Raw genomic sequence first — 24297 nt, 5'->3', positions numbered from 1 at the left:
CCGAGCGCCCATCCGCCGGCGGTCCGGGTGGCCGCGGTGTTCGTCCACCGAACGGTTGGTCTCGGCGAGGCACGCCTCCACTCGCGGGCGTCGCCCCGAGATCGGGCGAAGGGCGGCCGCCGAGGACGCGCTCGGGCGCAGGGCGGTCCCGTAGAAGCGCCAGAGAGCTCGGGGATGGCTTAGAGGCGCCGAGGACGCGCTCGGGCGCAGGACGGCCCCGTAGAAGCGCCAGAGACGAGCTCTGGACGGCGGCGGCCTCCTGGAGCACCCCGCCCCCGGTACGAACATGCGGCCGCGCCGCGGCACCGCTCTCACCGCTCACCGCGGCGCTGCTGTCTACACATCGATCTCGAAGGGCATATCGTGCGCGGCGCGTGAACGTGATAGCGTCTGCGCCCTATGAGCACCAACCAGAAAACGCTTGAAAACAAGGTCGCAATCGTCACCGGAGGCGCCTCCGGCATCGGCCGCGCGCTCGGTGAAGAGCTCGCCCGTCGAGGGTGCGAGGTCGTGCTGGCGGATCGCCAGCACAGCGTCGCCGCGGAGGTCGCCAAAGGCATCACCGACCGCGGAGGTCGCGCGACCGCCGCCGAGCTCGACGTGCGCAGCCTGCCGGCCTTCAAGGCCATCGCAAAAGACACGCGGCAGCGCTCAGGCCGCATCGACTACCTGTTCAACAACGCCGGCATCGTCGTCGGGGGCGAGATGGCCAGTTACGTGCAAGAGGACTGGGACGACGTCATCGACGTCAACCTGCGCGGCGTCGTTTACGGCATCCAGGCAGTCTACCCGATCATGGTGAAGCAGGGTTCAGGACACATTTTGAATACAGCCTCCGTCGCAGGCCTCATCGCGGGCTTTAACGGGGGCGCCTACACCGCCACCAAGCACGCCGTCGTCGCCGTCACCAAGGCCCTCCGCGTGGAGGCGGAGCGCTACGGCGTCCGCGCCTCCGTCCTGTGCCCCGGCACCATCCGCACACCCATCCTCACCGGCGGTGTGTACGGCCGTATCAACGTGGAGAACGTCTCCAAAGAGGCCATCATGCGCATGTCGGAGCGCCTGCGCCCAATCCCCCCCGAAGAGCTCGCGCGCCGCACGCTCGACGCCGTCGCCCGCAACGAGGCGATCATCGTCCTGCCCAAATGGTGGAAGGCATTCTGGTACCTCGATCGCCTGTCTCCGGCGCTCAGCCTCAAGCTAGCCAGCTACAGGCGCAAGCGCATGCGCGAGGAGATGCTGGCCGCCGGCGCCAAGCCCAAGAGCATCGACGCCGACGCGTGAGCGGGATCCGTGAGCACATCGAATAGAGCCGAACTGGGCGACGCTTCGGTGCCGTTCGAGTTCGATGTCCACGCCATGATCTGGTCCGACGATGCCCTCGCTTTGGAGAACGCTCTTCACCGTGAGTTCCACTACCGGCGGGTCAACCTGATCAATGAGAGGAAGGAGTTCTTCCACGTCGAGATCGATGAGGTCGCGGAGGTTGTGCGCAAACTGCACGGCGAGATCGAGATCACCAAACTGGCCGAGGCCCGACGCGGGCGGCGAGGGCCACGCTCTCGTCGACGGCGAGCGGACCGCGCGCGAGCCGCGCCGCGAGATCCTCGCCGTCGAGCCACTCCATGACCAGGTACGGCGCTCCATCAGGGCTCGCTCCGTGTGCGACGTGCCGGACCACGTCCGGATGCGAGAAGTCCGCGAGGATCTGCGCCTCCCGCGCGAACCGGGCCGCGCCCTCGGTGCCGTTGCCGGGCAACACCTTGACCGCCACGGCCTCGCCGGTCGCTTGGTCCCCGCTCATCGCGGAGGGCGGGGCGTTCAAGCGACGTGCTCACCAAGCCATTCGCGGACGAGCTCGAGGATCCGCCGGTTCTCCGGGACGTTCTCGACGAAGCGCGTTCGATCAATGTCGTCGGCGCCGTCGCTGACGTCGTAGGTCGGCTGTACCCCCGTCGGGGGACGCCGCTCACTTGGGGCGGCGCCAAGCGGGGGAGCGGCCGCGGGGTCGAGGTGAACGCACCCGAATACTTCGCGCGCTCCGAGCCGCGGTCTCAGCAGATGCGGGGCAGCTGCTCGCCGGAGAGCAGATCGAGCGTGCGCCGGGTCCGGAGCCCGGTCCTCAGGACAACGCTCCCCCGTCCCTCTCCGACGAACGACCCGGCCGGGCTGCGCGCGACTGCGGCGCGCTCCAGCGCCTCGTCCGGGCGGCGCGGCTCCCGGCCGAGCTCCAGGCGGAGCTGGCCACCGACCGCTAGCTGGCATACCCCGGCAAGACCACCTCGCGCGGCAATTTCTGGCTCGCGTCGATCATCTGCTCATAGGCCGCGAGCGGAACCGCCGAGTGCTTCCTGGCGTACTGGAAGAGCGAGTGGGACCAGGCGTCGAAGATCTCGAACACGCGGTCGACCACCGCCTCCGCCTCCGCCCGCTGCTCGGGGGTGAGCGCCATCTGGGTCGCCTTCGGCTGCCCTTCGGACTTGATGAGGTGGCCAGCCTCCGCCAGGTAGTGCTTCGTGCCGAAGAACTCACATTCGACGCCGCTCTCGAGCACGATGCCCTGACAGTGCTTGAAGATCGTCACGGACACGGCCTCTATCGCCTCGACCATCGCGAAGACGCCGAAGGCCTGCGTCTTCGACGCGATGGCGGCGAACTCGAGGCAGAGCTGCCGGGACACCTTCATCTCCGGGCTCCAGAAGACGCGGGCGGCATCGGACAGGGTGAGCTTCGGGTTCACGCCGAGCCTGTCCAGGTCATCGAGCATCCACTGCCAGTGAAAGTCCTCCTCATACGTGTGGATGTTCAGCATCCGCTGGAGCGGATCGTCGAGCTTCGCCTTCGATTCGTCGCGGAAGACGTACTTGTTGAGGTCCGAGTAGCCCATGATGAACGGGATCACACAAGGGGCCCACGCGAGCCGCTCCCTCGCTGAGAGACGCTGGTTATCGAGCAGCTCCGTGAAGAACGGGTGACACTCGTAACCCTTTTGCCGCTTGTCGATGTAAGACAGAACGTGATGCATTGATTCACTCTCCACGTTGCACGCCGACGACAAGGCGCCGCGCGCCCTCGCGCGTCGGAGACGCACGTCGGCTGGCTGGACCTCTCCAGCGCTCTGAGCGCTGCGACACCTCGCACTTCCACTACGACCGTCCACGCGCCGCCCGCAGGCAGGCGCGATACGTGCCGGACGCAATACAGCTAGCAGGCCGTCGATGGTGGGGAGTGACGCTTCCGCGAACTTCTGATGGATCGCCACAGCGACCGTCTTGCGCTGCTGGCCGTGATGTTCCTGTGGATCCGAAAAGTTACAGCACCGTAGAGATGCTGGCCGCCGGCGCCCGCACGATCGCGCGGCGGAAGCCTGTCGCCGCCGCGTGACCCTTCCTCGACGAGGCTCTACGGCGCCCGTGTCGGCCCGGCCAGCATCGCATCGAGGCGCCGGAGCACCGCTTCAAGCCGATCGATCGTCGCCTTCAGGTCCGTCCGGTATTCTCGATCGTCGGTGTGGACCAGCTCTTCTCGCATCCCCAGAAGCCGGATCGACAGGGCGGTCCTCATGTCTTCCGCTTCGCGCTCGTCGAGCTCGAAATGAAGCTTTTCCATATCTCTCCCCGATCCACGAGCGGCATACCCCCAGGACCGAGGGGTACATGGTGACGCGACGTATCGGTGTCATCGGGCTCTGCGATGTCGGGAGCGCCTGCCGCGAAGCCGTTGCGACCCAGGCGCGGCGGGGCTGGTGCGCCGCGGCGGACATCGCGAGCACCGCGCCTCGCGCGGAGCTCCTCGAGCTCATCGGCAGGCGCAGGCGCGCGGCGACCGCCGCCCCGGGGTCGCGCTCGGCCGGGGGCGCGGCCAGCGCGCAGCGCGACCGACGGGGAGGCGGCGTCGTGCGCAGCGCGCGAGGCCGCCGTTGTTGAACGGAAGCCCATGCGAGCGGCCCTCCGCGATGGGAGCACCCCTGAGCGTCCGTCTCTCCGTATCTAGCGAACGCAGGCCTCGCGCGGCGATCCGAGGATGGCGTCGCGCCCCTCGGAGAGCGGCGAGTTGAACGGCGCAACGCCGTATTTGCCCGCCGTCGCATTGACGTAATCCACCAAGTCCTGGCCGGCGCTGAGCTTGTGCGTGCCGATCAGCGCGCGCGATCCTTCCGAGTAATCCTGGGAGAGGTCCCGCGCCGCGCCGCCGCCGTCCACGACCGCGGCTTCGTAGGTCGGGTCGATGATGCACTCGTCATCGGAGAACCAGGCGAAGGAGCCGGCGGCGGCGAAATTGCCGTCGTCCACCACGCTGCTGGACAGCCGCTGCGTCACCCACTCGTCGAAGGCGGCCCCGAGGTCGCTCTTCTCGCTCTGAACGGGGGTCCCGCCCAGGAAGACATTGTCTTCGAACAGCAAGGTTCCACCCACCCGCACGCTGGCGAAATCCTTGTAATAGTTCATGAACACGTTGTTGAACATGTGCGAGGAGCCGCGGCGCAGCAAGGGCACCCTCCGGGCCGTGCCGCGGCCCTCGTCATAGAACGACTCGCTGGTGATGAACGCGTTGTGGTGCATGGTGGTGGTGATCTGCGAGTCGATGGTGTGGCTGTCGCTGGATCCATGCAGGGTGGCCCGCTTCACATCGAGGACGCGGTTGAACGACATGGTGATGTCGTGGGCGCCGACCTTCACATCGAACGCGGAGTCCCCGGTGAAGCTGAAGCTGTTCTTGTGGATCCAGATGTCGTGGGATGCGCCCGTGGACCGGATCATGTCCGGATCCAGGCCATGGTCCTCCACGTGCCCGGCGCCCTTGAAGCTCAAGTGCGTGAGGATCACGCTCTCGGCGGTCTGGGTCGGTGTACCGGTGCTGTCGCGGCCTACGGCGAAGCCGCTGAAGCGAAAGACCGCGCGGCTCATGCGACCATCGATGGTGGTGTTGGAGCCGATCACCACGTTGCGGATGGGCAGGCTGGCGTCGTTCAGGGCGACGTTGAAGAACTGGTATTCACAGTCGGCCGACGACACGCCCTTTGCGCTGCACCACTCCTGGTAGTTGACGCACTGCCGCTCGGTGGCGCCCAGCTTGGACAGAACCGCAGGCTCGCTGCATTTTAGGCGGTACATGGCGATGTCGTAGTCGCTCTTGAAATCGTCCTTGTCGAAGACCACCCAGCTGTGCTCGTCGCTGGTGACAGCGTCGTAGATCTGCTGCTCCACCGAGACGCCGGCGCGCGTGGTGATCACCGTCAGGCGGCTATTGCCGTTGGGATCGAAGCCGCCCAGGGCTCTTTCCCCGTAACCCACCGGCCGCCCCAGGGTCTCGGCCAGACACTGAACAATCTCCTGATCGGTCCTCAACGACGACTCGCGCCAGTTGATGTCCGGGTTGGTCACCAGGTCGATGCAGGCCCCGGAAGCGCCGGGATCGCCGGAGCCGCCGGAGGATGAGCTTCCGCCGCCAGACGAAGCGCTGGAGCTGCTGGACGAGGGACCGGAGCCGCCGGCAGAGGCGCTCGAGTCGCCGGACGAGGGACCGGAGCCGCCGGCAGAGGCGCTCGAGTCGCCGGACGAGGCGCTGGAGCCGCTGGGCGACGAGCTACCGGAGCTGGAGCCGGCGGCGTCGCCGCCGCAGGCGGGAAGAGTGGCCATCAGGACCGCAAGAGAAAGCCCGCGCAGAGGTAGGGCGCGCGTGAACAGGACCCGGTGCTGCATGCGACCTCCAGGGAATATCGAGAGGTCAAGCAACGCTCGGGCCACTGAGCGCCGCCGGCGCGATGACCTGAATCGCGCGCCTCGGTCGTAGTTTTCCGCCGATGAGCCGCCTTTCGTCCCTACCGGCCGAAAGGCGCGATCCCCGGCGTCCACGTGGGGTTGTCTACCGTGTCAACCGGATGTTGACACGCGGGCCCCGTCGGCGCGTGAGCGAGCCCCCCCGGAACGGACCGGGCATGGCTGCACCCGCGAAGCTCCGCGCCGAGGGACTGAGCGTTGATTACGGCGCATTCTCACGGGACGAGCGCCGCGGCGTCACGCGCTCGCCGCCATCACGCTGTGCTTGCGGCTGTAGCCGAAGTAGATCGCGAACCCGACGAGGAGCCAGGCGGCGAGACGCAGCCAGTTCTCGACTGGCAGCGAGAACATGAGGAGGAGACAGATCACGATCCCGAGGATCGGGGTGAGCGGATAGAGCGGCACCCGGAACGGGCGCGGCGCATCCGGCGCCGTCCGGCGCATGATCAGGACCGCCGCGCACACGAAGAGGAACGCGAGGAGCGTCCCGATGTTGACGAGCTCCGCCAGGATCCGCAGCGGGAGGAGCGCCGAGAGGGCGGCGACCACGAACCCCGTGAGGAGGGTGGATTTCCACGGCGTCTTGAAGACCGGGTGCACCGATCCGAAGAAGCGCCTGGGCATGAGCCCGTCGCGGGCGATGGCGAGCAGCACGCGCGGCTGGCTGAGCATGAGCACGAGCAGCACGGAGGTGATCCCGGCGACCGCCCCGAGGGAGATGATGAGCTGCGCCCACGGCAGGCCGACGCGCGCGAAGGCGTCGGAGACCGGCGCGTCGATGCTCAGCTCGGTGTAGGGAACCATGCCCGTCAGGATCGCCGCGACGGCCACGTAGAGGACCGTGCAGAGGATGAGCGAGGCCACGATGCCGATGGGGAGATCGCGCTGCGGGCGCCTCGCCTCCTCGGCGTGGGTCGCGACCGAATCGAACCCGATGTACGCGAAGAAGATGGTCGCGGCGCCGGCGAGCATCCCGAGCGGCTCTCCCCCTTTGCCGGTCTCGCCGAGGATCGTGTGACCGAAGAAGCTGAGCCCGCCGAACCCGAACGGCGCGAACGGCCGCCAGTTGTCCGGGTCGACGTGGAACGCGCCCACGACGATGACGAAGAGCACGACCGCGAGCTTGAGCGCGACCATCACGGCGTTGAAGGTCGCGCTCTCGCGGATGCCCTTGAGCAGGATCATCGTGACCGCGATCGTCACGAGGACCGCGGGCAGATCAAGGATCGCCCCCGTGGACACGAGCTCGCCGAGCGCAGGATCGTAGTCGAACGGCGCGCTCCGGAGCTCTCTTGGCAGCTGTACCCCGAAGATCCCGATGAAGTCCTGGAAATAATGGGACCACCCGTGCGCCACGGTGGCGGCGCCGACGGCGTACTCGAGGACGAGATCCCACCCGATGATCCACGCCGGCAGCTCGCCGAGCGTCGCGTACGCGTACGTGTAGGCCGAGCCCGCGACCGGCACCATCGCCGCGAACTCCGCGTAACAGAGGGCCGCGAACACGCAGGCCATCCCCGCGACCACGAAGGACAGCATCAGCGAAGGACCTGCCTTGTCGTGCGCGGCCTGGCCGGTGAGCACGAAGATGCCTGTCCCGATGATGGCGCCGATCCCGAGGCTCGTGAGCTGCAGCGGGCCGAGGACGCGCCGGAGGCGGTGCTCCCCCTCCAGCTCCTCTTTCATGGCCGACAGCGGTTTACGGATGAGCAGCCGGCTTCCCATGGCCTTCGGTGTGCTGGCTCTGCGGCCCGGACCCCAGCACGTCAAGCCGGAGGCACGTCGAGCCAGGAGCGCCCCGGCGCCGCCGGACGAGCCGGGCCTTGCAGATGGAGGCGTCGCCGTCACGTGGGCCTGCACCCGAAGACAACCGCGGGTTGACAGTGACAATCGGCGGTTGACACACCGGACCGCCCGCCATTGCCCCTTCGCAGGCCGCGTACGAAACCCGTCCACAGAGTGACATTCACGTGATACCCTGCGCGCACTAAGGAGTACTTATCGTGCAATTCTACTTCCATCGGCTCCTCGCCCCCGCGCTCCTCTCGTGCGCGGTGATCGCCGCCTGCTCCGGCGACGACGACAACAGCGCCGGCTCGGGCGGCTCGGGCGCCGCGGCCGGCTCCGGCTCCAGCTCCGGCGCTGGCGCCGACGGCTCGGCCACGAGCGGCGTCGGCGGTTCGGGTGGCTCTTCCGTGGATCCGTCGGCGGCGCTGAGCGAGTTCATCGTCGTGGACCAGTTCGGCTACCTGCCGGACGCGGAGAAGATCGCTGTCCTGCGAGATCCCCAGACGGGCTTCGACGCCGACGCGTCCTTCACGCCCGGCGCGACGGTCGCGCTCGTGAGCTCCGCGACGGGAGAGCGCGTCTTCACGGCGGCGCCGGCGCCCTGGCGCGATGGCGCCACCGACGAGTCCTCCGGCGACAAGGCGTGGTGGTTCGACTTCTCGTCGGTCACCGCGCCTGGCCGCTACTACGTGCTCGACGTGGAGAACAACGTGCGCTCTGCCGAGCTCGAGATCGGAGATGCGGTCTACCGCGAGGTGCTGAAGCGGGCGGTGCGCGCCTTCTTCTACCAGCGCGCCGGACAGAAGAAGGACGCGGTCTTCGCGGGCGAAGGGTGGGCCGACGAGGCGAGCCACCTGGGTCCGCTGCAGGACAGGAACGCCCGCCTGTACAGCGCGCCAGACGACGCCTCGACCGAGCGAGACGTCTCCGGCGGGTGGTACGACGCCGGCGACTACAACAAGTACACGAGCTGGACCGCGGGTTATGTGGTCACGCTGCTCCGCGCCTACGCCGAGAACCCCTCCATCTGGACCGACGACTACGACATCCCCGAGTCGGGCAACGGCGTCCCCGACATCCTCGACGAGGCCAGGTGGGGCATGGACTGGCTCGTCCGCATGCAGGACGCGGACGGCTCCGTGCTCAGCATCGTGGGGCTGTCGCACGCGAGCCCGCCGTCCGCCGCCGCGGGGCCGAGCCTTTACGGCAGCGCGAGCACGTCCGCCACGCTCGCCACGGCGGCGGCCTTCGCCTACGGCGCCAAGGTGCTGAAGAACGCCGGCGGCGGCGCGCTCGCGAGCTACGCGGACTCGCTGCTCCCGCGCGCCGAGCGCGCCTGGGCGTGGGCGGACGCGAACCCCGCCGTGCTCTTCAGGAACAACGACGCCGAGGCCGGCACCACCGGGCTGGGCGCGGGACAGCAGGAGACCGACGATTATGGGCGCCTCAGCCTGAAGGTCGAGGCCGCCTGTTACCTCTTCGACGCGACCGGCGAGGCGGCGTACCGTGACGTCGTCGACGCGGACTACGAGAAGATCCACCTGATCGAGTGGGGCTACGCGTATCCCTTCGAGGTGCAGCAGCAGGCGGCGCTGCTCCATTACACCAGGGTGCCTGGCGCGACTGCGGCCGTGGCCGACGCGATCCGGAGCGCCTACCGCGCGGCCATGGATGGCGACGACAACCTCTCGGCGTTCCGCGCCGGCGTCGATCCCTACCTCGCCCACCTCAAGGACTACACGTGGGGGAGCAACGCCATCAAGTCGCACCAGGGCAACATGTTCTACGACCTCTCGACCTACGAGCTCGACGCCTCCGTGAACGCGGACGCCGCGCGGGCTGCCGCGCGTTACGTGCATTACCTGCACGGCGTGAACCCGCTCGGGCTGGTGTACCTGTCGAACATGAGCGCCTACGGCGCCGAGCGGAGCGTGAACGAGTTCTACCATACGTGGTTTCACGACGGCAGCGAGCGCTGGGATCGCGTCGGCGTCTCGACCTACGGCCCGGCTCCCGGCTTCCTCACCGGCGGTCCGAACCCGAGCTATGACAAGGACGGCTGCTGCCCCGACAGCTGCGGCAGCGCCGAGAACAACGCCCGCTGCGACTCCGAGCCGGTCTCGCCTCCGAAGGATCAGCCGGCGCAGAAGTCCTACAAGGACTTCAACGCGAGCTGGCCGCTCAACTCCTGGGCGGTGACGGAGAACAGCAACGGTTACCAGGCCTCGTACATCCGGCTGCTCTCGAAGCTCGTCCGGTAGCGCGGGTCCCGGCCGGCCGGCGCCGCTCGGCCTCTCCGGGAGACCCTGGGCAGGTCCCGCGGTGGCCGCGAGAGCGGCAAGGCGCACGCGCGGCTGCGCGGACGCACGCGCGAGATCCTTCAGGTCATCTGTAGGTCCGCCCCGCTCATCGCGGAGGGCGGGGGCGTTCAAGCGACGTGCTCACCGAGCCATTCGCGGGCGAGCTCGAGGATCCGCCGGTTCTCCGGGACGTTCTCGAGGAAGCTCGTTCGATAAACGTCGTCGGAGATCTTCGCGGCGATCGAGAAGATACGGTCGCGGGCCCTCGCGACGGCGGCGCGGGCCTCGTCGTGGCGCCCTGTCGCGACGAGGCTCTCGGCGTGGACCAGCCGGAGGAAAGAGCCCCCCCGGAAGAAGCGGTCGTGGAGCCCCATGGCAGCCTGGCGCGAGAGGCCCTCCTCCGCGGCGGCGAGCGCCTCGCCCGGCCTGCCCTGCGCGAGCCTCAGGGCCGCCTTCGTCGCCAGCACGCCCGAGACGTCGGTGAGACACGTCGTGCCCAGCAAGCGGAGGGCGCTGTCGACCTCTCGCTCCGCCTCCTCGAGCGCGCCGGCGCGCCGCAGCACCTCCGCGAGCACCCAGCGGCCCCGGCCCTCGTCGAGCGGCAGGCCACGGGCACGGCCCAGGGTCAAGGCGAGGTGGTCCGCGTACGCCCGCGCCTCGGCCAGCGCGCCGCGCTCCGCGAGCATCCAGGCCATCACGAACGGCCGGTATGCCGAGACGGGCCCGAACTCGGTGTCCGAGATCGGCAGCGACGTCAGCATCCGCTCGGCCTCGTCCGGGGCGCCGAGGCACCAGACGCCCATGGCCACGCCGAGGCTCCCGATGCTCTCCATGCGCCGATGGCCGCACTGCCGGGCCAGCTCGCAGCCCCGCTTCGCGTGCTCGAGCATGCCGACGGGATCACCCTTCTTCGCCGCCCGGTCCGCGGTCCCTATCAAGAGGACACACATCGCGGCCACGCTGCGGTCCCCGACAGCCCGCCTGAGCACATCGGACTTCGCGTACAGCGCCTCGACATCGGGGTAACACCCCAGCGATTCGAGCAGGTACATCGTCAAGACGAGCGTGACCGCCGCCGGGTACACCGCGTCAGGCACGATGTCCGCCTGCTCGAGCGCACGCGCGACCGCGAGCATCTCCTCGGTCTTGCCCGTCACGGCGGCCCCCGAGAGCCGGGCGGCCACGCCCTGGAGCCAGGGCGTGGTCCCACGCGGGGCGGCCTGCATCAGCTCCTCGGCCTCGCGCTGCATCGATGCCGCGAGGTGAGGCTGCCACATCGCCGCCTCGCAGAGCGCGCCGAGCAGCCTGATGCGCAGCTCGCCCGGCAGCGAAAGCGCGAGCCCGCGACGCGCGAGGGACGCTTGTTCCAGGCCATCGCCGCCCCAGCTCGCCTGCTGCGCCGCCCGCAGGTAGTACTTCCCCGCGCTCGATCCGTCGCCGCCCTTCTCGAAGTGTTCCGCGAGCACCCGCGCGTCCTGCTCGCCCCGCGCCTCGAGCCACTCCCCGGCGAGCCAGTGGCCCAACGTGCGATCCCGCTCGGTCAGCATCGCATAGGCGCTCTCGCGCAGGAGCGCGTGCCGGAAGGCGAGCTCCTCCTCGCCGGGGAAGCGGCTCTCGCGGCGCCGCACCAGGAGCTCCCGCTCCACCAGCGCCCCGAACCCGGCGATCACCCCGCTCCGGTGCGACTCGCCGCCGAGCAGGGTGGTGACGCCCCCGGCCCAGCACACCTCGCCGAACACGCTCGCCGCCCGCAAGAGCCGCCGCGCGCCCTCGTCGAGCGCCGCGAGCCGCGACTCGACCATCGCCACCACCGTCTCCGGCATGTCCGCGCCCCGGCCCTCGGCCGTCCAGCGGATCAGCTCCTCGAGGTAAAACGCGTTCCCCTCCGACAGGCGCACGATCCGCCCGATCACCTCGGCGTCCGCGCCCTCGCCCAGCACGTGCCGCGCGAGCCGCTCGCCCGCGCGCCGGCTCAGCTCGACGAGCCGCATCTCGTGCAGCCGGCGCTCGGACCAGAGCCGCGGAAACAGGTCGTGCACCTCGGGCCGCGCGAGGGCCACGACGAGCAGCGGGCGCTCTTCCAGGCTGCGGAGCGCCGCGTCGAGCAGCTGCACCGAGATCTTGTCTCCCCAGTGCAGGTCGTCCAGGAGCACGAGCACCGGCGCCTCCTCGCACGCCCCCTCCAGGAAATCGAGGAAGGCCGCGCGCACCTGATCGGCCATGAGCTGCGCGTCGCGCCGCGCGGCCTGCAGCGGCAGGCTGTCCTCGTCCTCCGGAAACGGCGCCCCGATGATCTCGCCGAGGAACTCCGCGACGCGCCGCTGCTCTCCCGGCGTGACCCACGCGGCCACCTGCGCCGAGAGCCTCTCCCGCCGGACCTCGAGCGGCTCGCCCTCGCGGATCCCGCACGCGCTCCGGAGCGCCTGCCCCAGCATCCCGAGCGGCGATCCGGCCCGCAGCGCGTCGCCCCGCGCGACCCAGATCGACAGCGGCTCGCCGCGCCCCCTGAGCTCCTGCACGAGCTCCCGCCCGAGCCGCGACTTGCCCATGCCGGGCGGCGCCACGACGAGCGCCGCCTGCGCCGCGCCGTCCTCCACGGCCTCGGCGAAGAGCGCCCGGAGCATGCCGAGCTCGCGATCGCGCCCCACGCAGGGCGTGGCCCTGCCGAGGAGCAGCCGGGCGCCGTCGTCGAGCGCGCGCTCTCCACGCAGCCCGAAGCACCCCTCCTCCTCGTGCACCTCGAACCGCGCGTCGAGCAGCCCGGCGGCCGCCTCGTCGATCACCACGACGCCCTCCGGCGCGCCGTCGCGCGCCCTGGTCTCCGAGAGCCGGGCGACCCGGTCGATCGCCGGCCCGAAGGACCGCCCCCTGCGCTCGCCCCGCCCCAGCGCCAGCGTCACGCGCCGCCCGCCGGCGTGCGCGCGCAGCGAGAGCGCGCAGCGCGCCGCCTGCGCGCACAGGTCCGTCGCCGGGCCCGCGCCGGCCATGATCACCACCACCGACCCGTCGAGCAGGCGCTCGCTCACGCCGCCGTACGCCGCGGCCTCGCGCAGGATCGCGGCGTCCTCGGGGGCCGCCGCCAGGGTCGAGGCGCCATCGAACGGCGCCGCCTCCGCCTGCGCCGCGCTCACGAGGATCACCGCCACCGTGCGCTGCTCGCCGCCTGTCAACGACGGCGCCCGGCTCGATTTCCCGGTCGACTTCGAGGGCACATCCTTGAGCGCGCGCAGCGCCGCCGCCGCCTCCTCGGCGTCGAGCGGCCGCTCTTCTCGCCCCTTGGAGAGCATCCTCCGCACGAGCGCGTCGAGCGGCTCCGGCACCTCGGGCCTGACGCTGCGCGCGCTCGGCGTCTCCTCGATAAGCACCTTGGCCAGGACCGCCATCATGTGCTGACCGCCGAACGCGGGCTCTCCCGTCAGGCACTCGAAGAGCACGCACCCGAGCGAGAACACGTCCGCGCGCGCGTCGATGCTCGCCTCGCCCCGCGCCTGCTCGGGCGCCATGTACCCTGGCGTCCCCAGCAGGATTCCCGAGCGTGTCATCCGCGTCGCGTGCCCGACCCGCGCGATGCCGAAGTCGAGCACCTTCACCTCATCCAGGCGCCCGCCCGGCAAGAACAGGTTGCTCGGCTTCAGGTCGCGGTGGATGACCCCCCGCGCGTGCGCGTAGGCGAGCACGTCCGCGACGCAAACCGCGAGCGCCACGCTCTCGTCGACGGAAAGCGGACCTCGCGCGAGCCGCGCCGCGAGGTCCTCGCCGTCGAGCCACTCCATGACCAGGTAGGGCGCTCCCTCGGCGCTCGCCCCGTGCGCCACGTGCCGGACCACGCGCGGATGCGACAGGTCCGCGAGGATCTGCACCTCGCGCGCAAACCGGGCGGCGTCATCGAGCTGTCCGCCGGACAAGACCTTGACCGCCACCGCCTCGCCCGTCTCCCGATCGAGCGCCTTCCACACCTTCCCCATCCCACCCGACCCTGCCAGGCGCTCCAGCGAGTAACGTCCGGCCAGGATGGGTTCACGCCGCACCTCCAGAGTATCCGCGACGCGATCGAGCTTGTAAAGCGTCGGCCCGCCCGACGGAGGGCCGGTTTCCTGCGAGAGCGCCGTTTGCACTGGATACCGCGCTTACGCCCGCGCTGCGACACGAGCGGAGCGTCACGGCCGCGGACTCCATTCGATCGAAATGGATCTATCGAGATGGAGGAGATGGCGAGCCACGCCGCAGCGTCCTCATGGTACATCGACCGCAGGACGCCGCGCGGTGGCTCGCGAGGCACTGGTCAATGCATCAGCAGGTGTGGCGCGATGGCTCGCGAGGTATCGTTGGATATCTGGGCAGGGGCCGCGCGATGCCTCGCGGGGTGTCGGTCAATACCTCGGCAGGGACCGCGCAATACCTCGGCAGGGACCGCGCGATGGCTCGTGAGGTAGGGATGGATACCTCCGCAGGGACCGCGCGGTGCCTCGCGGGGTATCGGTCAATACCTCGGCAGGCTCGCCTCGCGGCACCGCGCGACGTCCTCCCAGAAGGTCGGGTAGGTCTTCGCGACGCACGCCGGGTTCTCGATCGTCACCCCGGGCCGGCAGAGGCCGAGGACGGCGAAGCTCATCGCCATGCGGTGGTCGCTGTAGCTCTGCACCAGCGCGGGCGACAGCGGCCGCGGCTCGATGCGGAGCCAGTCGTCGCCGTGGGTCACCTCCTGCCCGAGGCGGCGGAGCTCCGCGACCGTGGCGGCGAGGCGGTCGGTCTCCTTGATCCGGATGTTTGCCACGTTCCGGATCGTCGTCGGGCCCTCGAAGAGCGGGGCGATCGCCGCCAGCGTCATCACGGTGTCCGAGATGTGGTGCATGTCGACGTCGACGCCGCGGAGGCGCCCGCCGCCGCGCACCGTGGTCGCGTCGGCCTTCCGGGTCACCTGCGCCCCGGCCTGCTCCAGGAGATCGACGAACCGGTAGTCGCCCTGGAGGGCGCCCTCGCCGAGGCCGGGCACGGTGATGGCGCCGCCCGAGGCGGCCGCGAGCGCGAACGGGTAACTCGCCGAGGACGCGTCCGGCTCGATCCGGTAGGTCCGCGGGCGGTACCCCTCGGCGCGGTGCACCGTGAACCCGCCTTCGGCCTCGTCGATGCGGCCGCCGAAGTCCGCGACCATGCGGCGCGTGATCTCGACGTACGGGCGGCTCACCAGCGCGCCGGACACGCGCAGGTCGATGGCGGCCTCGGCGAAGGGGCCGGCCATCATCACCGCCGAGAAGTACTGGCTCGAGCGATCGCCGCGCATCGTGAGCGCGCCTCCGGGCAGCCGGCCGCCGCGGATGCGGAGCGGAGGGCACCCGGTCGGGCACGCCACGTCGACCCCGAGCTGCCGGAGGCCGTCGACCAGATCGGCGATCGGGCGCTTCGCCATGTGCTCGTCGCCGACCAGCACCACCTCGCCGGGCACGAGGCACGCGAGCGCCGCGAGGAAGCGCACGGTCGTGCCGCTGTTCCCGACGAACAGCTCGCGCTCCGGCGCGCGCAGCCGGTGCCGTCCCCCCTCCACCACCAGGGTGTCCGGCCCGGCGTCCCGGATCCGGATCCCCAGCGCCTCCAGGGCAGACCGCATGTGCCGGGTATCGTCGCTGTGGAGCACGCCCTCCAGCGTGCTCTCGCCGTCGGCCAGGGCCGCCAGCACGAGCGCGCGGTTGGTGATGCTCTTCGAGCCGGGGACACGCCAGGTGAGCTCGGGCGGCGAGGTGAGCGGGAGGATGGGCAGCGGGCCAGCGGGCGTCGTCGTCATTGCGGCCGGCAGCCTAGATCCTCGCGGCCTCACAGGCTACTTGCGGCAGCACCGCCTATCGTGTCGCCTAGGGGCTGCCACGTAGGCCTTCTTGTGCGCCGGTCTGAGCTTCCCCGCTTCGCGGCCCGCCTCGAGGGCGAGACGCCGGCATCGGCCACGGTCACCTCGCCTTGGTTCTCCCTTGCTCGCCCACGCGCTCGCGACGTTCGCTCACCGACCCAGCGCACAGAATCCTTGCCCCGAGGCACGCTTTGACCTGTCCCCGCACCTTGCCCGAACGCCACCGCGGATCTCGTCGCCGGCGCAAGCTCGCCGCCGCGACGCTGCCGCTGCTGCTCGCAGCAGCGCCGGGGGAGATGGCCGCTGCCGCCGCCGCGCCGCAGCCCGCCGCCGCGCCGCAGCCCGCCGCCGCGCCGCAGCCCGCCGCCCCGACGCAGCCCGCCGCCCCGACGCAGCCCGCCGCCCCGACGCAGCCTGCCGCCCCGACGCAGCCTGCCGCCGATGCGCCGCAGCCCACGGCGGATGAGCCGCAGCCTGCCGCCGATGCGCCGCAGCCCACGGCGGATGAGCCGCAGCCTGCCGCCGATGCGCCGCAGGCTGCCGCGCGGGAGCAGGCGGCCGAGCACTATGCGCGAGGCCGGGCCTTCTACGACAAGCGCGAGTGGTCCAAGGCGCTCGCCGAGTACATCGCCGCGCGGCAGCTCTATCCGAGCTGGACCGCGACCGCGAGCGCCGCGCTGTGCCTGACGCAGCTCGGGCGCGACGACGAGGCGCTGGAGATGTTCGAGACGCTGCTCCGCGACTTCGGCGACCGGCTGCCCGCCGCCGCGAAGCAGGCGGCGCAACGGCAGCTGGACGAGCTGCGCCGGCTCGTCGGCATCCTCGAGGTCGACGCCGCCGAGCCCGGCGCGCTCATCGCGGTCGACGGGCGGCCTCGCGGCGAGGCGCCGCTCCCCGCGCCGCTCCGGCTCACGTCCGGCAGCCACTGGGTGCGCGTGTTCAAGGAGGGCTTCGAGCCCTTCGAGCAGCGCGTCGAGGTCGCGGGCGACCGGCTCGTGCGCGTCCGGGCGCGGCTCCGGCCGCTCCTGCGCATGGGGCGCCTGCGGGTCGTCGAGCGAGGGGGCCGGCCGCTCGACGTCGTGGTGGACGGCAACGTCATGGCCAAGGCGCCCTGGGAAGGGCTGCTCGCGCCCGGCGAGCACACCGTCGTGCTGCGCGGCGAGCGCAACCTCGGCACGCCGCCGGTGCGCGTCCAGGTCGAGGTCGACAAGACGGTGCCGCTGACGCTCTCGGCCGAAGAGCTCGCCTCGGCGCTGCGCGTCGAGCCGGTGCCTGTCAACGCCACCGTCGCGGTCGACGGCGTGACCGTGGGCCGCGGCCTCTGGGAAGGGCGGCTGCGCGCGGGCGCGCACCGGGTCGAGATCGCCGCGCCCGGGTTCCTGCCCGAGTCGCGCCGCGTGGTCCTCGGGCGCGACCAGATCGAGGTCGCGCGCGTGACGCTGGAGCGCGACCCGAGCTCCCCCTTCTGGCGCAAGCCCGCGCGCCCGCCGCGCTTCGTCGCCGAGGCCGTCCTCGAGGGCGTGCTCGTGCCGAGCTTCGGCGGCGGCGTCGCCGGCACCTGCATCCGCGGCTGCGACGTCGCCCTCGGGACCGGCGTCGCCGCCGTGCTCCACGCGGGCTACGAGCTCGGCGTGGGCCTCGGCTTCGGGATCACCGCCGGCTACGCCGCGGCGTCGCAGGAGCTCGTCGGCCGCGTCACGGAGATCACCCCGGTCGGCCTCCGGGAGAACCAGGGCACGGTCGACGATGAGCTGACGGTGCGCGGCGTGCTGCTCGGCGGGTGGCTCGGCTTCACCTTGCCGCTGGCAGAGCGCTTCCCGCTGCAGTTCCGCCTCGGCGCGGGCGCCCTCGTCGGCTCGCTCCTGGACGAGCGCGCGAACGGCTTGTTCACGGCGAGCGACGGCGAGCCGTACAAGCTCGGCACCTTCACGCAGAAGCACACGGCCCTCTTCGTCTACGCGACCCCCGAAGTGCGCATCGGCATCCCGATCGCCCGGCGCCTCCAGCTGAACGCGGGCGTCGCGCTGCCCGTGCTCGTCGACCTCCAGCACGCGGAGTGGGACGTGACCCAGGTCGTGCCGGCGGGCTCCGACGGCCGCGGGACATTCGCGGCAAAAGAGACCCTCGCCGGCTCCGTGATCCTCACGGTCGCGCCCGGGATCGGCGTTCGTTACGAGTTCGACTGACCGCGGCGGAGGTGGCCCCTTGATGCCCGTGACCGGATCGACACGCCCGCTCGTCCAGCGGACGACCGCGCGCTTCGGGGCAGGCGCGCTCGCGGCGCTGCTCGGCTGCAGCGAGGCGGCCGATCCGCTGGGCGCGCGCGCGCTGCGGCGGCAGTTCCCCGAGCAGGCCGACGCGATCCTGGAAGGGCCGCTCGCCTTCGCCGCCGCGGGCGACGGGTTCGAGGCCCTCGCGCCGTCCGACGCGCGCGCGGCCCTGTCCGCCGCGGCCGCCCTGTCCGCCGCGGCCGGGCTGCGTCCCCGCTTCCCGCGCCACGGCGGCGGCGCCGTCCGCTTCGCCCTGCCGGACGGCTCCGAGGCCGCGGTGCAGGAGCTCGGCGCCGCCGGGGCGGGCGCGGTCGAGGAGAGCGCGCTGGCCTACCCGCGACCGGGCGGGACGTCGTTCTGGACCGCCCTGGAGGACGGCTACGAGGAGTGGCTGCTGCTCGACGCGAGCGCGGTGCGGCGCGACGCGCCGGCGGCGGTCTGGCGGGTCGACGGGGCGGCGCTGCGCCAGGAGGGCGAGGCCGTCGAGCTCGCGGACGCACGCGGCGCGCCGCAGATCCGCGTGACGGCGCCCGAGGCGTACGCGGCGGGGGGGAGGCCGGTCGGGGCGAGGCTCGTCGCGCGCGGAGCGCGGCTGGAGCTGTGGGTGGAGGCCGAGGGGGAGACCGTGCTCGTGGATCCGCGGTGGAAGCTCAAGCGGAACCTGGGCGAGGCCCGCCAGGGGCACACCGCGACGGAGCTGCACGACGGCCGCATCCTCGTCGTCGGCGGCCACGGCAGGACCGAGGAGCTCGCCACGGCGGAGATCTTCGACCCGGAGTCCGGGACGTGGCGAGGCGGCGGCTCGATGAGCGGCCCCCGCTCCATGCACAGCGCGACGCGGCTGGAAGACGGGCGCGTCCTCGTCGCGGGCGGCTACTTCGAAGGGGGCCCTCTGGCCAGCGTCGAGGTGTTCGATCCGAAGACCGGCCGCTGGTCTGGCGCCGGGCACATGAACGAAGCGCGCGGACAACACACGGCGACGCTGCTGCGCGACGCGCGCGTGCTCGTCACCGGCGGCCTCGGCCGATCGGACGTGCTCGCCAGCGTCGAGGTGTTCGATCCGAAGCGCGAGGGGGAAGCCTGGACCGAGCTCGCTTCCCAGCTCGCCCCCCGCCACGCCCACACCGCGACGCTGCTGGAGGACGGGCGCGTGCTCATCGTCGGGGGGAGCGACGCCCGCGGCTCGCTCGACGACGCCCGCGTGTTCGATCCGGCGACCGGCGGCTGGTCCGACGCGGCGACCATGCGCGCGCCCCACGCCGAGCACGCGGCGATCCGGCTCCGGGACGGGCGGGTGCTGGTCACCGGCACCGACCTCGGCGCGGACGGGCTCGACACCTCCGAGATCTTCGATCCGAGGACGGATACGTGGTCGCACGCGCCGATGAACGACCCTCGCTACGCCCACAGCGCGACGCTGCTGGAGAACGGGCGCGTCCTCGTCGCCGGGGGCCGGCGCGGCGCCGGGGAGCCGCTCACCAGCGTCGAGGAGTTCGATCCGGCCTCCGGCGCGTGGCGCCGCCTCGATCCCATGGTCATCGCCCGCTCCAGCCACACCGCCGCGCTGCTGCCGTACGGGCGGGTGCTCATCGCGGGAGGCGACGGCTTCAGGGAAGCGCTCGACGACGTCGAGGTGTTCGATCCCGCGTCCACCCCCTGGATGTCGCTCGACCCGATGCACGCCGCCCGCGGAGGGCACACCGAGACGCTGCTGCGCGATGGACGGGTGCTCCTGCTCGGCGGCAATGACCACGATACCCCCGAGCGCTCCGCCGAGGCGTTCGACCCGTCCGTCAACAGGTGGCAGCTCCTCGCGCCCATGGCGACCACGCGCTCCGGGCACGCCGCCACGGTGCTGGGCAACGGGCGCGTGCTCGTCACGGGCGGGGTCGCCTATGCGAAGGTCGACGGCTCCCCTGTACCCGAGCCTGTCCCGCTGAACCTCGTCGAGCTGTTCGACCCGGAGGCCGGCACGTGGCGCGCGCTCGCGCCCATGAAGGTCGCCCGCCACGCGCACACCGCGACGCTGCTGGGCGACGGCCGGGTGCTCGTCGCCGGCGGCTTCCGCGCGCACTCCGATCGCGACTCGACCGACAGCGTCGAGGTGTTCGACCCTGCCGACGGGACCTGGTCCTCGCTCGCGCCCCTGAGCACCGCCCGCGCCAGGCACACGGCCACGGTGCTGAAGAACGGCCTCACGCCGGCGGAGCACGGACGCGTGTTCGTGGCCGGCGGGATCGTCGACAACCATTCGCTCGACAACGCCGATCTGCTCGACCCAGCCCTGGGCCGGTGGGGTTCGCTCGTGCCCATGGATACCGGCCGCGACGGGCACACCGCCACGGAGCTGGACGACCAGCGCGTGCTCGTCGCCGGCGGCAACGGCTATCAGGGGGCGCTCAACCGCGCCGAGGTGTACACGCCGGCGCTGGGCATGTGGTTCCTCCTTGCGCCCATGCTCACCGCCCGTCACCGCCACACCGCGACGCCGCTGCCGAACGGACGTGTGCTCGTCGCGGGAGGCATGGACAACCAGAGCTCGCTCTCCAGCGCCGAGGTGTTCGAGCCGACCACCGACACGTGGCTCCCGGTCGGCCGCATGCCGGTCGAGCGCCACGCCCACACCGCGACGCTGCTGCCGGACGGGCGGATCCTCGTGGCCGGAGGCCGCGTCGGCACCACGGGAGATCTCCTGAGCGCCGCCGAGCTGTTCCGCCCGATGCCGAACGGCGCCATCTGCACGGCGGCCGCCGAGTGCGAGAGCGGCTTCTGCACCGACGGTGTCTGCTGCGATCAGCGCTGCGCCACCTATTTCTGCGAGGCGTGCTCGGAGCACCGGGGCGCGTCGGCGGACGGCGTCTGCACGCCGCTGCACCCCGAGTACCTGCCGTTCGCCTGCTCGCCCCAGACCGGGCGGCGGACGGAGCCTTGCACGTCGGTCCATGACTGCGCCGACGGCTTCGTCTGCGACGCGCACGACTGCGTCCCGCCGCCGCCCGACGGCGGCTACGTCGACCGGGGCGGCTGCCGCCTGGCCGCCGCGGCGTCGGCCGAGCCCGCTCGGCGCGGCGCCACGGAGCTCGGCGTGCTGATGTTCGCCGCCGTCGCCGCGGCGCTGCGCAAGCGCCGCGGGTGACGGCCGCCCGGGCGGCGGCGGCCGGAGGACGCAGACGGCCGGAAGGCGGCCGCCGTCACTGCGCCGGGATGTACGCCTTAACTGCCCACCCGTGTGGAGCAGCAGCCTTATCAGAAACTTCAGTCGACGGGGAGCGCTTCGTAAAGACCGTTTACACGCCGCTCTCCTCGCCCCAGTCGCCGGCCGCCGCCCACGACATGGTCGCCGTCGATCGCGAGAGCCCGAACCGCCCGCCTCGATCGATCGCGATGAGCCCCCCGGTCACGTCGAGCCGCTCCGCGAGGTGCGCGATGAGCGCCCGGGCGGCCTCCGTCGCCTCGGCGCCGGCGCGCATGCGCTCCACGGCCGAGTGCGCCACGGCGAGCCGGATCATCCCCTCGCCGTAGCCGGTCGTGGAGACGGCGCCGGCCTCGTCGTCGGCGTACGTCCCCGCGCCGATGATCGGCGAGTCGCCGACCCGCCCGACCCGCTTGTTCACGGTGCCGCCGGTGCTCGTCGCCGCGGCAGAGAGCCCGCTCGCGTCGCGCGCCACCGCCCCGACCGTGCTCCCGGCCCAGGAGCCCGCGGCGCCCTGGCCTCGCTGGGCCGCGGCGAGCGCCTCGCGCGCCGCCTCGGTGATGAGCGCGGCCTCGTCCACCGGCGAGAACCCCTTCTGCAGCGCGAACCGCGCGGCCCCGTGCGCGGCGTAGAGCACGTGCCGGCCGTCCTCCAGCGCCGCGCGCGCGATCGCGATCGGCTCGGCGAAGCCGGCGAGCGCGCAGACCGCGCCCGCCCGCAGGCCGCGGCCCTCCATGATGGACGCGTCGAGCTCGACGTGCCCCTCCTCGTTGAGGCACGCGCCCGTGCCCGCGTTGAACAGCGGATCGTCCTCGAGGACCCGCACCGCGCGCTCGACCGCGTCGAGCGCGCTCCCTCCCGCGGCCAGCACGCGCGCCCCCTCGCGCGCCGCCCGCAGGCACCCCGCCGCGTGCAGCGGCCTCCGCTCGGGGGCCACGTTGCCCGCGCCGCCGTGGACCAGGACGGTGCGCTCGCCGCCGCGCCCGCCGAGATGATGGATGACGTGCTTCACGGTCGCAGCACCCTAGCGCGGCGCGCGCCCGGAGGTCCACGCTCACTCGGGCGGCGTCGCGCCCCTCGTCGCGGTCAGATCGTAGTCCATCCCGCACGGCAGCGCGTCGAACACCGGCGCCACGCTGAGATCGGAGGCCACGAGGTCCTCGCAGCGGGATCCCGCCGTGGGCGCGAAGTCGTAGGACAACGTCGCCTCGAACGCCGCGACGTCATCACCCGCGGCGTCGAGCTCCCCGCGCGCCCGGTCCCGCCGCTCGACCGAGCACGGCGGCCCCGGCGGCGCGTCGCCGGTGCGCATGTCCACGACGACCCGCGCCTCGATCGAGAAGCTCACCTGATCGTCCTCGATCACCCCCTGGACGACGCTCCCGCCGCTGTTCCAGAAGAGCACCCCCTCGTCGCGCGCGAGCGCGACGTCGAACTTCCACGAGGGCGTCGCGCCGAGCGCCCCTTCGCCGCAGGAGTTCCTCCGCTGCTCCCCCACCACGTGGAACGTCCCGAGCGCGGTCCCCGGCGCGTGGGCGTCCTGATCCCCGACGAGCTCGGCGCAGGCCGACAGCCCAGGCAGCGCCGGCAGCAGCGCGAGCAGCACCATCCGCATCGGCGCCCGCTACCAGACGCAGGCGCGCCAGGGCAAAGAAACGGCGCGCTGGTGATGGAAAAGAAAAAACGGGCCGGGTGCGTCGCTTCGCACCCGACCCGTCCCGTGGGCCTCTACCGGAGGCCTTCTGGACCCGCTTGAACCTGCCTGTGCGGCGCCTCAGTCACCCCCATCGCGACTTCCGACTGACTCCGGGGCGCCGGTGGGATCGGTTCCGGATGACCCGAGTCATCCTCGATCCCTCTGCCGGCCTCGCAGAGCTCGCGATGGCGATCAACAGAGTGTCACGCGCCGGACCTGGCCGAGCGCGGGCGCGCCTCGCAAGGTCATGATGACCGTGCGCCACGCTCCGCGAGGGTCAGCTGTTCCCAGCCTCCGGTGTAGAAGAGCCACTGGTACTATGCATGGTGTCCATCCCTCCTCCGGCGTGCCGGCACCCTGCGCCGGATCGAACGAGATCGTCCGGCATGGCTAGGGTGTTCGATACGGATCGGCAGAGAACCCGCCGATCTGGTGTCGACCTCGGCGCCACGGTGCTCCGTGGCAGGACCAATCCTGGAGCGGCTGCTCCGTCCGGGGCCGAGGACCAAGGTATCACCGCTGTTCAGGCGAGCAAGGGGCTCGGGCACGAAAGAATCCAAAGTTCACCGCGCGGGCTCGAGCTTCGTAGCGCGGCGTCGCGCGCTGCAGAGCGCCGTCGAGGACGCACGCAGGTCACGCAGCCCCGAGCGCTGCGGACCGCCGTCGAGGACGCTCGCAGGTCACGCAGCCCGAGCGCTGGAGAGCGCCGTCGAGGACGCTCGCGACGGCACCGTCGAGGACGCTCGCAAGCGCTGCGCGGCGGCGGGGTGCAGCTTCGTTCTGCGGGCTGGGCCGAGGCGCCGCGCGGGAGCCGGCGCCGACCGCGCCGCGCGCTAGACGTGCATGAACCAGCCCGCCTCCTCGCCCTCCGGCAGCGCCGTGGCGAGGACCGCGAGCATCGCGTCGATCTCTTCCTTCGTGTGCACGCCGCTGCGCAGGATGGCCGCCGGGCCCTCGCCCGCGGGCACCGCGATCGACTCCACGGCGAGCGCCGTCTCGACCCCGTAGCCGTAGGACGCCAGCGTCACCACCGCGGTCGCCTCCCGGTCGTCGAGCAGCCTGCGGATCGTCAGCGTGCGCCGCACCCGCTCGCTGTCCTCGGCCCACACCGCGAGCCACGCGCGCGTCGCCTCGTCGAGGCCGACGAGGACGAGCTGCGCGGGCGGCATCGCGTCGGGGTCGGCCGCGGCCACGGCCGCGCGGTGGAAGCCGCGCACCTCCCGGCACCAGAGCGGCGGCGCGCCCTCCACCTGGACGAGAAAACCGTAGGGGCCGCGAGCCCCCTCTCGCTCGGAGCCCCCCGAGGAAGCGGAAGAGAAACCGTCGGTCGACACGAAGGGAGACGATACACGAGCTCCGCTCCGCGGAGGAAGCCCGCTCAATTGCGCAGCACACGTTCTCCCTCGGCGGCTCGCCGGGCCCGGCCGGGGT

15 protein-coding genes are annotated in these 24297 nt (G+C 71.9%); 5 read left to right on the top strand and 10 right to left on the bottom strand.

The genetic code is table 11. The features are described from left to right. The first annotated feature begins 399 nt into the window (after positions 1–399). Positions 400–1284: an SDR family NAD(P)-dependent oxidoreductase gene (locus WMF43_RS16800; protein WP_437681391.1), complete on the top strand. Its 885-nt coding sequence runs from the start codon at positions 400–402 to the stop codon at positions 1282–1284. Positions 1285–1293: 9 nt separating this feature from the next. Further along, complete coding sequence (locus WMF43_RS16795; protein ID WP_437681390.1) at positions 1294–1629, top strand: GIY-YIG nuclease family protein; 336 nt, start codon at positions 1294–1296, stop codon at positions 1627–1629. Here the strand turns inward: WMF43_RS16795 and WMF43_RS16790 are convergent. The 5 genes from WMF43_RS16790 to WMF43_RS16770 all read right to left on the bottom strand — a co-directional run bounded on the left by WMF43_RS16790 (position 1517) and on the right by WMF43_RS16770 (position 7466). After that, entirely contained in the window at positions 1517–1804 is a 288-nt protein-coding gene (locus WMF43_RS16790; RefSeq protein WP_437681389.1) for a protein kinase, read from the bottom strand. The two genes, WMF43_RS16795 and WMF43_RS16790, sit on opposite strands and share 113 nt — an antisense overlap. A 450-nt stretch (positions 1805–2254) precedes the next feature. Then, entirely contained in the window at positions 2255–3025 is a 771-nt protein-coding gene (locus tag WMF43_RS16785; protein WP_437681388.1) for a hypothetical protein, read from the bottom strand. 377 nt (positions 3026–3402) lie between these two features. Continuing rightward, complete coding sequence (locus WMF43_RS16780; RefSeq protein ID WP_437681387.1) at positions 3403–3609, bottom strand: hypothetical protein; 207 nt, start codon at positions 3607–3609, stop codon at positions 3403–3405. A gap of 380 nt (positions 3610–3989) precedes the next feature. After that, positions 3990–5702 carry a pectate lyase gene (locus tag WMF43_RS16775; RefSeq protein ID WP_437681386.1) on the bottom strand — a complete coding sequence of 571 codons (1713 nt, stop codon included), beginning with the start codon at positions 5700–5702 and terminating at the stop codon, positions 3990–3992. Positions 5703–6017: 315 nt separating this feature from the next. Continuing rightward, a complete protein-coding gene (locus WMF43_RS16770) occupies positions 6018–7466 on the bottom strand; it encodes an amino acid permease (protein ID WP_437681385.1) in 1449 nt (482 codons plus the stop codon). 317 nt (positions 7467–7783) lie between these two features. Between WMF43_RS16770 and WMF43_RS16765 the strand changes: the two genes are divergently transcribed. Next, a complete protein-coding gene (locus WMF43_RS16765) occupies positions 7784–9829 on the top strand; it encodes a glycoside hydrolase family 9 protein (protein WP_437681384.1) in 2046 nt (681 codons plus the stop codon). A gap of 167 nt (positions 9830–9996) precedes the next feature. Here WMF43_RS16765 and WMF43_RS16760 read toward each other — a convergent pair whose 3' ends face one another. Continuing rightward, the gene (locus WMF43_RS16760; RefSeq protein ID WP_437681383.1) at positions 9997–13896 is read right to left on the bottom strand and encodes a protein kinase domain-containing protein; all 3900 of its coding nucleotides are present in this window, start codon (positions 13894–13896) and stop codon (positions 9997–9999) included. 452 nt (positions 13897–14348) lie between these two features. Further along, positions 14349–15647, bottom strand: coding sequence for a 3-phosphoshikimate 1-carboxyvinyltransferase (aroA, locus tag WMF43_RS16755; protein ID WP_437681382.1), 1299 nt, complete (start codon positions 15645–15647; stop codon positions 14349–14351). Positions 15648–15916: 269 nt separating this feature from the next. Here aroA and WMF43_RS16750 point away from each other — a divergent pair, with 269 nt between their 5' ends. Together WMF43_RS16750 and WMF43_RS16745 are read left to right on the top strand one after the other, a co-directional pair. Beyond that, entirely contained in the window at positions 15917–17893 is a 1977-nt protein-coding gene (locus WMF43_RS16750; protein WP_437681381.1) for a PEGA domain-containing protein, read from the top strand. A gap of 28 nt (positions 17894–17921) precedes the next feature. Then, positions 17922–21113 carry a kelch repeat-containing protein gene (locus WMF43_RS16745; protein ID WP_437681380.1) on the top strand — a complete coding sequence of 1064 codons (3192 nt, stop codon included), beginning with the start codon at positions 17922–17924 and terminating at the stop codon, positions 21111–21113. A gap of 151 nt (positions 21114–21264) precedes the next feature. On the opposite strand, the gene WMF43_RS16740 is transcribed toward WMF43_RS16745, so the two are convergent. The 3 genes from WMF43_RS16740 to WMF43_RS16730 all read right to left on the bottom strand — a co-directional run bounded on the left by WMF43_RS16740 (position 21265) and on the right by WMF43_RS16730 (position 24200). After that, positions 21265–22182 carry an isoaspartyl peptidase/L-asparaginase gene (locus WMF43_RS16740; protein WP_437681379.1) on the bottom strand — a complete coding sequence of 306 codons (918 nt, stop codon included), beginning with the start codon at positions 22180–22182 and terminating at the stop codon, positions 21265–21267. Positions 22183–22224: 42 nt separating this feature from the next. Continuing rightward, a complete protein-coding gene (locus WMF43_RS16735) occupies positions 22225–22785 on the bottom strand; it encodes a hypothetical protein (protein WP_437681378.1) in 561 nt (186 codons plus the stop codon). 914 nt (positions 22786–23699) lie between these two features. Further along, positions 23700–24200 carry a hypothetical protein gene (locus tag WMF43_RS16730; protein WP_437681377.1) on the bottom strand — a complete coding sequence of 167 codons (501 nt, stop codon included), beginning with the start codon at positions 24198–24200 and terminating at the stop codon, positions 23700–23702. Positions 24201–24297: the final 97 nt, after the last annotated feature.

Source organism: Sorangium sp. So ce131, assembly GCF_051519095.1.
In the GTDB taxonomy this organism is placed as follows: Bacteria; Myxococcota_A; Polyangia; order Polyangiales; family Polyangiaceae; genus Sorangium.
Note: the sequence above shows the minus strand (reverse complement) of the source record. Positions and strands in the feature narration are given on the sequence as shown.